Source organism: Epilithonimonas lactis (assembly GCF_900110605.1).
In the GTDB taxonomy this organism is placed as follows: Bacteria; Bacteroidota; Bacteroidia; order Flavobacteriales; family Weeksellaceae; genus Epilithonimonas; species Epilithonimonas lactis.
Map to the genome: position 1 here is coordinate 1 of NZ_FOFI01000009.1, position 5638 is coordinate 5638.

The following is a 5638-nucleotide window of genomic DNA, read 5'->3' on the forward strand; positions in this document are numbered from 1 at the left end:
TGCATACTTGGGGACAGGATCTGAGTCTGCATCCGCATTTGCACTGCATCGTTCCGGGTGGCGGCGTGGATGAAAACGGAGTTTGGAAAAACATCAGAAGCGACGGTAATTTTTTGTTTCCTGTAAAGGCTTTGAGCAAAGTTTTCAGGGCTAAATTTTGTGAGAAACTGAAGGTTCGGTTATCATTAAAATGTAATAAAAATCAGACGGAAAATGATGAAAATCAATTTGAAAACCGAAAAAATGAAGCAGAAACTTATGAAAAACTCAGACAAAAACTTTGGGAAAAACCTTGGGTAGTTTTCGCTAAAAAACCCTTTGGCAGCCCGAAATCTGTGGTGGAATATTTGGGAAGATACACGCACAAAATCGCGATCAGCAACCAGAGAATCAGGAAAGTTGATGCTGAAAATGTAACATTCAGTTATAAAGATTACCGGCAGAAAGGCGTCAAAAAGCAGATGGTTTTGAGCCATGAGGAGTTTATCCGCCGTTTTGCGATGCATATTTTGCCGAAAAGATTTGTGAAAATCCGCCATTATGGTTTTCTCAGCAGCACGTGGAAACGGATGAAGCTTAAAAATCTGCAACAGAATTTAGGCATTCAGCCCAAGGAAAAACTACCACCCAAAGCTTTTCAGCCAAAATGTACTTGCTGCAAAATTGGAAATTTGGTAACGATTGCAACGTTTGATTTGCGCGGTCCGCCAAGTTGGTTTTTGGAGATGAGCCAAAACTATGAAACGCCTAAAATCTAGCATTTTGGGTAAGGGAATTTATGCCCAAAAGTAAAGGAAAACACGATAAAACCTGGAAAAACCACCAAATTCACCAACAAAAAAAGAGACCTTTCTGAAAGTCTCCTGTATATCTTTAAAATTCTTCGTCGGTAAACCCATAATGTTGAAAAAAGCTCCCGAAGCTTCCGTTCAACAGGGTTTTCATTGTTCGTGCTTCGCACGCAACGAAAACTTAGCTATTACCTGTAGTAATCTCCTCTGCAAATTGGACCTTTTCCGTAATAAATAGATTCTGGGACTGTTAGTTCTTTATTGCAGATTGAACACCTGCAATTTAAAACTGCGCCCAAATACGAAATTTCTGCATCATCTATAAATTCAAAAATATTAAATCTAATTCTATTAATGAATTCATCCTCAATATAACCTAACTCATTTATTCTGCCGAGTAAATATCCTTGCGAATTGCAAATAATCATATATGGTTTATTGTTAAATTCTGCTATTTCAAATCCAATATAAAATTTTCTCCAATCTTTTCTCAATTCAATTGAATCAAACTGAATTTTTTTTGCTTCATTTTCTAAATTAAGTCTATAAATGTCTGAATGAATTTCAGAAACTTCATCTGGTCTATCAATTACTTTTAAATCGATTATAAAAGAAAGCATTTTTGCTCCATACTTTTGTAACAACTTTAAACAAATTGTATGAAGTATAAATTTTAAATGTAAACATCTATCTGAATCAGTGAAGCGAATTCTTTCAAATTCCCAAACAAGTTTTCTTATGTTTCGATTAGAAATTTTATATATTATTTTTATTACTTGTTCATCTGTAAATACTGATTTAAATCCAGAAACATAATCTTCTAATGTAACTTCATTAAAATAATTTTCTTTAAATAATCATTCTTTTTCAGATGAAATTTGCTTCTCAACGATTTTACTTTTTTGAGATTCATTTTTTAAAAATTCTAATTCTTGAAAACTGTTTATTTTCTTCACGACATTTTGTGATTATTACAGATAACGGGCCGCGGCTTTGCGATAGTGGCGGATTAGAAATCCTAAACTTTCAATTTTGCACTAAGATAAGCAACAGCCTTTTATTATTTTCTAAATTTATGAAAAAAGGAAATATAAAATGCTGTTGCGACTAAAAATGATCAAACTTTCTATATTGCCCTTAACTCGCCATTTCGCAAAACCGATTAGCTGTAGTTTTTTGTTAACTTTCTTGCACTATCAGATGCAATAATTAATCCTCCGGCCAACATAATAATATCTTTTATGACTAGTCTGCCTGCTCCAGAAAGATAAGGGAAACCAAATTGTGGCGTAGGAAAATCTCCTCCTAAATTGGGAACATAAACTTCTGGAGTGGTGATAAGGAAGGATAATGTAACTAAGGACATCCCAAAGGTTAAAAGACCTCCAATCATACCGATTTTAGGAAACCAAATGCCTAATAATACAAATAAACCAATGATCCAAATTACTGTACCTAAACCATAAGCAAATAAATAGGTTCCATTTTCTTGATGCCAATCTATATTTTTCTGAACGATTTTTCCTTCAGGATTTTTATGTAAAGTATATTCAGCAACGCTTTCTCCTTTTTCATTTAATGCAGTTTTGTCCGAATTGTTGTAGAAAAAACTCATCAATGGACTATTGGTAACAAACGGAACAATCCCTTCTGCTTCATAATGAAACGCTTTTAATCCTCCGATCCAAGCCATTACAACAAAGATGGAAATACGAATTAAATTGATAAAATTGGATTGTTGTGACGCTAAAAAAAATGCTAAACTTTTCATTTTGTATAAATTAATGATGTTAGCAAATTTAGACCACTCGTGGCGCAATAAGAATAGATAAATCAGTGAATAACCTAGACTATTTTGCCACGATGGAAATGCCTACATTTTTTCTGTATGAACTAGGAGAGATGCCAACATTCTTTTTAAAATAGCGACTGAAATAAAACTCATCCTCAAAATTCAATTCTTGCGCAATTTCTTTAATTGATTTATAAGTGAGATGAAGTAATTTTTTAGCTTCTAGAATTACACGTTCATTAACCAATTGTGAAGGTGATTTTGAAAACTGTTTCTTTATTTTTTTGCTGAAAGCATCAGTTGATAACGAAAATTCAGACGCATAAAATGCCATACTCCTTTCAGTTTTGTAATGCTTTTCTACCAAATCTTGAAAATAAACTAAGTCTTTATTCGGCAATTCATTTGGCTTTAAATTAACTAGATATTTAGATTTTTCTTTACTAGATATGGACAAGATTAATTGCAAATAGGATTTAACAATCGAATCCGTAAATGGGCTTACTGTTTCATTTTGAATCTCATTATCCATTTTTTCAATTGTATTTACAATTTCATCATAATAGGATTTATTGATATTGAAAAAAGGTTTTTCATAAATATTATTGAATAGAATTCCGTTGCACGAAATCATATTTTTATGATATTCAATACAATAATAATCGCCGTGAAACTGAATTAATTTCAATTCTGTTTTATTAGCGTCAAGCCATTTAAATTGTTGGTTGGGAGTAAGAAATAAAATTGTAGAGCCAGAACATACATATTGAGTCAAATTAATTTCAAACTTTGCCGAACCATCAAATACTAAAATTTGGTAAAAAGGGCAGTTTATTGGCTTTGAAAAGTTATGACTATTAGTGTTTTGTATGGTAATCTGGTTCAAAAGTGACGTTCTTTAAAAATTACAGCTAACGTTTTGGCGCTTGGCGCAGTGGCGGATTTCGGAGCACAAAACTGTCAATACACCACAAAAGTTGATGCGAGGTAGAATGTTCAATTAACCACTGAACCCGCCATTGAGCCAAACGCCTGTTATGGCTAGTGCTTCTTTTCATCATCCTATTTTTTAGTCAGCTGGTTAATGTCACCAATCATAAAAGTGTGTTTTCCTTTGTCGGCAATTTTGGTAATTGTCTCTATGATTTGGAAGAACTTTATGTTTTCGTCATCTTTCATAAGTTCCGAAGCATTTTTTAAAGCTCGTGCTGTCGCAACTGCTGTTCTTGCGTTTTCAAGTTCTGATTTTGCTCTAATTTTTGCTTCCAAATGTTTAGCGAATAAGTCTTGAATTGATTTAGGGAATGTCAAGTCTTTAAGTTGTGCTTGTTCGATAGTAACACCGAACTCACTTACTTGCTTTTCCATTTCTTCAGTTTTAAATTCGGTTAGTTCATTCCTTTTTTCGTTCAAGGTTTCGCTGTCCATTTCAGCAATTCTGTTTCTAATGTATAACTGAACAATGTTGTAGATACGTTGCTCTAACTCTTGAATAATATAAGCCACTTGTCTGTCTAAAGCAAATTGACTTAATAGTTTTTGTCCATCTGTAACTTTGTAAAGAACGTTGAATGAAAACCTTAAAGCAACATTGTCCTTTGTCAAGACTTCTTGATTGGTAATGCTTATTAACTTGCTAGTCTCTGGAATGCAAAATAATTCAGTCCTGTTTTTCCAGTCCCAAATTTCGTGATAGCCAGAATTCAACTTTTGTTCAAAAATGTTGTCACGGTAAAGAAAGCCAACTGTATTTGGTTTTACTTGATATTGTTTCTTAAATATTGCCATTTTATATTGAGTTTAAGTTTGTCAAATTGAAAAGATGAAGAACACCGAAAGAAAGGGAACACAAATTAAGAATAGACGATTTGTCTAATCGGTATCCTTTGTGTTGCAAACTCAATTTCGGCTTAAGCATTTCTGCTCTGTCCTTCATCTTTTTGTTTACAGATTCGAAGTCTGGTGCTATCCAAAGCATTACAACCAATGTAAACGGGGAGTCGAACCCCTTGGGACTTTGCTCCGCAATACCCTGTTTAGTCTGCAAGTCCCATTTGTCAAACAGGTGGCGGTTTATCTTAAATATGTTTTTTTTTAACTGTCATTTTATTTGTTGCACGGTTTTTCGAGCATTACTGGTAACGGTTTGCAGCTTGGCGAAGTGGCGGAAATCGAAGAACAAATGTTCGATTTTGCACAAAAGTTGAACCGAAAAACAGCCGTAGAGCTTTGCAGTTTCGCCCCACTATCGCAAAACCCGTGTTGAACTAAACCTTCGGTAGCTTTCCCAATCGCATAAATCAGTTACTTTGTAAAGTTAATTAAAAAATCAATAGAATGGCTACAAAAAAAAGAGTTTAGACGAGCTCAGAGAAAACAAAATCATCAATCAGGCAAAGCGCGAAGTGCCTGGTTTTACAGAACTTTTAAGCCGTTTTGAACGTACAGTTTCGGTGTTGGGACGCAGTCAGAGCACGTTCAATAATTACTCCAGACACGTCGCGGCGGTGTCGCTGCATTTCGGGAAAATCCCGACAGAATTGGATCCTGAGCAGATCCACGATCACCTTTTTTACCTTCAGAAAAAATCAAGGTCACCCTCGCAATCGTATTTTAAACACACGGTTTACGGACTTCGTTTTCTGTTGAAATCGGAAGGTTTGAGCTACGATTTTCTGAGTCTTCCGGAAATTAAAAAAGAGAAAAAACTGCCTGTTGTGCTCAGTAAACAGGAGGTTTGGCAGATGTTATCATGCTGTAAACTTTTAAAACATAAAATCTTAATCGGGTTGCTTTACGGTTGCGGATTGCGCTGTCTGGAGGTCAGAAATCTCCGTTTATGCGATTTGGATTTTTACCGAAAACAGCTGAAAGTGGTTCAGGGAAAAGGCAAAAAAGACCGCTATTTGCCTTTGTCGGAACATTTGATTCGGGGTTTGAAAAAATATATTGAAGCGGAAAAACCGGAAGATTTTCTCTTTGGAGAACCTCGAGCAAATCGTGCAGGTGGAGAATTCGATTCAAGATATTCGCAACGTGGCGTACAATGGGCGGT

6 protein-coding genes are annotated in these 5638 nt (G+C 34.9%); 2 read left to right on the plus strand and 4 right to left on the minus strand.

Annotated elements, in window-relative coordinates; all coding sequences use genetic code 11:
• The coding region (locus tag BMW39_RS19000) for an IS91 family transposase (RefSeq protein WP_175459340.1) at positions 1-758 on the plus strand (758 nt) is incomplete at its 5' end.
• Positions 759-979: 221 nt separating this feature from the next.
• Here the strand turns inward: BMW39_RS19000 and BMW39_RS19005 are convergent.
• The 4 genes from BMW39_RS19005 to BMW39_RS19020 form a co-directional block, all read right to left on the minus strand.
• Entirely contained in the window at positions 980-1411 is a 432-nt protein-coding gene (locus BMW39_RS19005) for a DUF6011 domain-containing protein (RefSeq protein ID WP_034980115.1), read from the minus strand.
• A gap of 542 nt (positions 1412-1953) precedes the next feature.
• Positions 1954-2562 carry a DUF417 family protein gene (locus BMW39_RS19010; RefSeq protein WP_034980113.1) on the minus strand — a complete coding sequence of 203 codons (609 nt, stop codon included), beginning with the start codon at positions 2560-2562 and terminating at the stop codon, positions 1954-1956.
• 79 nt (positions 2563-2641) lie between these two features.
• Positions 2642-3469, minus strand: a complete 828-nt coding sequence (locus BMW39_RS19015; RefSeq protein WP_034980110.1) for an AraC family transcriptional regulator — start codon at positions 3467-3469, stop codon at positions 2642-2644.
• A 176-nt stretch (positions 3470-3645) separates the two neighbouring features.
• On the minus strand, positions 3646-4371 hold the full coding sequence (locus BMW39_RS19020) for a slipin family protein (RefSeq protein WP_034980108.1): 726 nt from the start codon (positions 4369-4371) through the stop codon (positions 3646-3648).
• Between the two features lie 617 nt (positions 4372-4988).
• Between BMW39_RS19020 and BMW39_RS19030 the strand changes: the two genes are divergently transcribed.
• A partial coding sequence (locus BMW39_RS19030) for a tyrosine-type recombinase/integrase (protein ID WP_074719392.1) occupies positions 4989-5638 on the plus strand: 650 nt, incomplete at its 3' end.

Coding starts and splice junctions, on each gene's coding strand:
- BMW39_RS19020 (WP_034980108.1), bottom strand. CDS start 4,371: ATGGCAATATTTAAGAAACAATATCAAGTAAAACCAAATACAGTTGGC.
- BMW39_RS19010 (WP_034980113.1), bottom strand. CDS start 2,562: ATGAAAAGTTTAGCATTTTTTTTAGCGTCACAACAATCCAATTTTATC.
- BMW39_RS19005 (WP_034980115.1), bottom strand. CDS start 1,411: ATGCTTTCTTTTATAATCGATTTAAAAGTAATTGATAGACCAGATGAA.